Genomic DNA, 3,645 nt, shown 5'->3' with positions numbered 1-3,645 from the left:
GCCGGCGGCGCCCGCGGCCGGGAGCGCGAACTCGGCCGGGAGCTGGGCCGCGAACTGGGCCTGGGGCTCGGCCTGGTGCCGCAGCCGCGCGCCGTGCCGTACGGGCGGTTCGGCCGCCGGCCGTCCGATCCGCCGCCGGACCAACTGCCCGGGGGACGGCCCGATCCGCATCGCTCGCCGGGCCGGTAGGGTGGGCGGTCGTCCGTCCCGACGACCCTTCGAACGGGCCGTCCGGGCAGCGACCCGCCCATCCGCCGTCCGCCGCCGCGCGGCCGGTTCCCCGCGTCCGGAGAGGAAGAGCCGGCCATGGCCTGCGACCTCTGGCTCGTCCCGCTGGTGGACGTGCTGAGCCACAGCCCCGACAACCCCTTCCGGGACGACCTCGCGCTCTACAACCAGGTGCTGGCCTCCCGGGGCCTGCCGGAGATGCCGGTCTACCGGTTCGTGCCGGGGCTCAGCGGGGCGGTCGAGCCGATAGCCGCCTTCGACTACGACTCGCTGCACTTCCTGCGCCGGGCCTACCTGCTGGGCCTGACCGGCCTGGACATCACGCCGGTGGACGCGCTCGGCGGCGACTACGAGCAGCTGCTGGAGATGTTCGAGAACAGCGCCGAGCAGTCGCACCTAGTCTGGCACTTCGACCACGCCGGCGCCTACGTGCCGATCGAGTTCGCCGCCCCGCTGGTGGAGGAGTCGCTGCTCGCAGCGGGCGGCCCGCTGGGCTCCAGCCACGGGCTGCTGCGCGAGCTGCAGGCCGTCGCCCCGGCGCTGGGCATCGACCCGGGGAACCCGCCGGCGCCGACCCGGCCGCTCGGCCCGACCGGCCTGGAGCAGCCGTTCGGCCCGCCGCTGGACGACCTGCACCCGTTCGCCCGGGAGCGGCACGCCTGGGCGGGCCTGTACGCGGCGGCGACCCGGAGCCTGCACCAGGGCTCCATGATCGTCTTCGCCTGAGCCCGGGCCCGAGCAGGGCCTGAGTAGCCTGAGCAGGGCCTGAGTAACCTGCCACCCGGAGGGCGGGTCCCCGGCCCGCCCCCGCCGCCCCGGCTACCGCAGCGGCCCCTCCGGCGGCCGCTGGCGCGGCATGGTGGGCCTGGTCCCCGGCGGCGGCAGCACCCGCACCTGGGCGCCGACGCCCGGCTCGGCGCGCCCGCCCCAGCTGCCGGCGGCCTGGGTGGGCAGCCGGGTCATCCCGGCCCGGAACTCCAGCATCCACTCCGAGGTCTCGGTGCGGACCATGTCGGAGACGTCCTCGCAGAACCGCCGCAGCACCCCGAGGCAGCGCTCGGCGGCCTCGCCCGCGGTGCCCTCGGTGGGGCCGAGCACCTCCCGGACGCACTCCGAGGCCCAGTCGAACTGGAAGGCCTCAAGCCGCCGCTGCAGCGCCTGCGCGGTGGAGACGTCGCGCATCCAGCCGGAGGTCAGGCTGAAGGCCCGGTCCGCGCCGTAGCAGGCGGCGGCCAGCGCCAGCCCGACGTAGCCCCACTCGGCGCCGTGCGTGACGGCCCCGCTGAGGTCGACCAGCGGGGCGGCGGCCCCGCCGACCGCGAAGCCGGCCGAGCCGAAGCGCAGCAGCCGGGCCCAGCGGCGCTTCCAGATCCGGTCCCGGCGGTACCACTCGATGGCCTCGACCGCCCGCTCCTCGGACCAGCGGTACAGCTCCTCCAGCCGTTCGGCGGGCTCGCCCCAGTCCCCCAGGGGGAACTGGCGGGTGCTCAGATCGGACCGGCGGCGGGTGGAGGCGCGGCGCGCCACGGTCGTGGCGGGCTGGTCCTCCTCGCCGATCTCCTTGCCCCAGGCACTCTCCTCGGGCTGCATTTCCGGCTGGCTCACCTGTGGGGCTCCCTGTGGCGGGCGGACTGCTGGTCTGGCTGGTTCCGAACTCTGCGCGGACCGGCGTTCCTGCGGCCTGACGGCTCGTGGAACGGCGGACGACGCGGCGGCCACACCGCCGTTCCGGGGCGTGTCGCGGGTGCCCCGGGGCGGCGTCACCGGTGGTGGCCGGTGGTGGTCCAACAGCACTTCTTACCGCCAAATGGCTTACCGTGTGGGCGCTTCGCCAATGATCGTTACCGGATTCGGCCACCGGATCCGCGGTGGGCCCGAGGTGGGAGGGTTGCGGCGGTCGGCGGGATTTCACCCGTCCGAGCGAGGGGTCGGTGACCCGCTGTCCTGACCCGGACACCGCGTGATGATCATCGGCCCGCCCAGCTGGAGGATCCTCCGAGGCCGTGCGCGTACCGGGCCCGGCCGGCCGTCTCTTCCTACGGGACCGGAGAGCGGCCGGAACCGGCCACCGGCTACCCTTGCGCAGCGTGAAGGTCCTCGTCATCGGCGGCGGCGCCCGCGAACACGCCCTGTGCCGCTCTCTGTCCCAAGATCCCGCCGTGACCGAGCTGCACTGTGCCCCGGGCAACGCCGGGATCGCGCAGGTGGCGACGGTCCACCAGGTCGACCAGTCGGACGGCGCGCAGGTCACCGCGCTCGCCCGCGGGCTCGGCGCCGGACTGGTCGTGGTCGGCCCGGAGGCCCCGCTGGTCGCGGGTGTCGCCGACGCGCTGCGCGCGGCCGGCGTCGCGGTGTTCGGCCCGTCCGCCGAAGCCGCCCGGCTCGAAGGCTCCAAGGCCTTCGCCAAGGAGGTGATGGCCGCCGCCGGCGTGCCCACCGCCCGCTCCTACGTCTGCACCACCCCCGCCGAGGCCGCCGAGGCGCTGGACGCCTTCGGTGCCCCGTACGTGGTCAAGGACGACGGCCTGGCCGCCGGCAAGGGCGTCGTGGTCACCTCCGACCGCGACGAGGCGCTGGCCCACGCCGCCGCCTGCGGGCAGGTGGTGATCGAGGAGTACCTGGACGGCCCCGAGGTGTCGCTGTTCGCGATCACCGACGGCACCACCGTCCTGCCGCTCCAGCCGGCCCAGGACTTCAAGCGCGCCCTGGACGGCGACCAGGGTCCCAACACCGGCGGCATGGGCGCCTACTCGCCGCTGCCCTGGGCGCCCGAGGGCCTGGTCGAGGAGGTCCTGGAGACCGTCCTGCAGCCGACCGTGGACGAGCTGCGCCGCCGGGGCACCCCGTTCTCCGGCCTGCTCTACGCGGGCCTGGCGCTGACCTCGCGCGGCACCCGGGTGATCGAGTTCAACGCCCGCTTCGGCGACCCGGAGACCCAGGTCGTGCTGGCCCGGCTGCGCACCCCGCTGGCCGGCGTCCTGCACGCCTCGGCGACCGGCACGCTGGACCAGCTGGAGCCGCTGCGCTGGGACGAGGGCGCCGCGGTCACCGTGGTGATCGCCGCCGAGGGCTACCCGGCGGCGCCGCGCACCGGCGACCCGATCGAGGGCCTCGCCGAGGCGGAGGCCGCCGACGGCACCGCCTACGTGCTGCACGCCGGGACGAAGGCGGCCGGGGACGGCCGGGTGCTGAGTGCCGGCGGCCGGGTGCTGTCGGTCACCGCGACCGGGGCCGGGCTCGCCGAGGCGCGCGAGCGCGCCTACCGGGCGGTGGAGCGGATCTCGCTGGCCGGCGGCCAGCACCGCGGCGACATCGCGCTGAAGGCGGCGCAGTAGCGGCCGCGCACCCCTTTCTCTCCCCCCCGGGCCCCCGGTGAGCGATCCGCTCGCCGGGGGCCCGGGCTTTCCGGTCCGGCGG

General features: G+C 76.0%; 4 protein-coding genes. 3 read left to right on the top strand and 1 reads right to left on the bottom strand.

Translation table 11 applies throughout. The features are described from left to right. Both ABD308_RS08885 and ABD308_RS08880 read left to right on the top strand, forming a co-directional pair. Nucleotides 1–189 (top strand): hypothetical protein (locus tag ABD308_RS08885; protein WP_344330393.1); only part of this gene is annotated, 189 nt, incomplete at its 5' end. A gap of 117 nt (nucleotides 190–306) precedes the next feature. Beyond that, nucleotides 307–954, top strand: coding sequence for a hypothetical protein (locus ABD308_RS08880; protein WP_344330391.1), 648 nt, complete (start codon nucleotides 307–309; stop codon nucleotides 952–954). A 93-nt stretch (nucleotides 955–1,047) separates the two neighbouring features. On the opposite strand, the gene ABD308_RS08875 is transcribed toward ABD308_RS08880, so the two are convergent. Further along, nucleotides 1,048–1,833: an SLATT domain-containing protein gene (locus ABD308_RS08875; protein ID WP_344330389.1), complete on the bottom strand. Its 786-nt coding sequence runs from the start codon at nucleotides 1,831–1,833 to the stop codon at nucleotides 1,048–1,050. A 482-nt stretch (nucleotides 1,834–2,315) separates the two neighbouring features. Between ABD308_RS08875 and purD the strand changes: the two genes are divergently transcribed. Further along, nucleotides 2,316–3,563 carry a phosphoribosylamine--glycine ligase gene (gene purD / locus ABD308_RS08870; protein ID WP_344330388.1) on the top strand — a complete coding sequence of 416 codons (1,248 nt, stop codon included), beginning with the start codon at nucleotides 2,316–2,318 and terminating at the stop codon, nucleotides 3,561–3,563. Nucleotides 3,564–3,645: the final 82 nt, after the last annotated feature.

It is taken from the genome of Kitasatospora putterlickiae, assembly GCF_039527695.1.
Lineage (GTDB): Bacteria > Actinomycetota > Actinomycetes > Streptomycetales > Streptomycetaceae > Kitasatospora > Kitasatospora putterlickiae.
The sequence above is the reverse complement of the archived record's forward strand: the minus strand, read 5'-3'. Positions and strand labels throughout refer to the sequence as shown.

Bases quoted from the DNA above. Each gene is read 5' to 3' on its own strand.
- ABD308_RS08880 (WP_344330391.1), top strand. From the start codon at position 307: ATGGCCTGCGACCTCTGGCTCGTCCCGCTGGTGGACGTGCTGAGCCAC.